The sequence below is a fragment of the Pseudomonas sp. K5002 genome, assembly GCF_013386655.1.
Lineage (GTDB): Bacteria > Pseudomonadota > Gammaproteobacteria > Pseudomonadales > Pseudomonadaceae > Aquipseudomonas.
This window is the reverse complement of record NZ_JACARK010001724.1, coordinates 1-505: the sequence shown is the minus strand read 5'-3', so window position 1 is coordinate 505 and position 505 is coordinate 1. Positions and strand designations below refer to the sequence as shown.

The following is a 505-nucleotide window of genomic DNA, read 5'->3' as shown; positions in this document are numbered from 1 at the left end:
CGCTCGTGGCAGGTGGTTTACACCAGCCAAAGCCCGCGCGGCATTGCGATTGCGATCGAGCAGGGCTTGTCGGTGGGCGTGATGGCGCGGCGCCTGGTGCCACCCGACTGGCAGATTCTGGACGAGCGCCAGGGCTTCCCGCCGATTGCGCCGGCACGCCTGATGTTCTGGCGTTCAGCCGGTTGCCAGGTGCCGGAAGTGGATGCCCTGGTGGAGATTCTGCGTCGGCAACTGGGCCACTCAGGGCATCTGGGCGGCCAGCGCTTCGCGGGTGTGTCGCTGGGCCATGCGCTTGAGCAATAACAGGCTGGCCAACACCCAGGCCGCGATCCAGCCGTGCACCACCGCAAATTCGCCAGTGAGTTGCAGCAGCCAGCCGCACAGGGCATTGCCGGTGGCACTGGCCAGGCCGTAGCTGACCATGCTCAGGCTCACCACTTGCAGGCTGTGCACCGGGCTGAGCCGGGCACCGACGTAGGCGGCCATCAAGCCCCAACACGGGAAA

2 pseudogenes are annotated in these 505 nt (G+C 66.7%); one reads left to right on the top strand and one right to left on the bottom strand.

From position 1 onward, the window contains the following. A pseudogene (locus HX846_RS38930) lies at positions 1 to 303 on the top strand (LysR family transcriptional regulator); the annotation flags it as partial. On the opposite strand, the pseudogene HX846_RS38925 reads toward HX846_RS38930, so the two are convergent. Continuing rightward, positions 241 to 505: pseudogene (locus HX846_RS38925) on the bottom strand (MFS transporter); the annotation flags it as partial. The pseudogenes HX846_RS38930 and HX846_RS38925 overlap by 63 nt on opposite strands.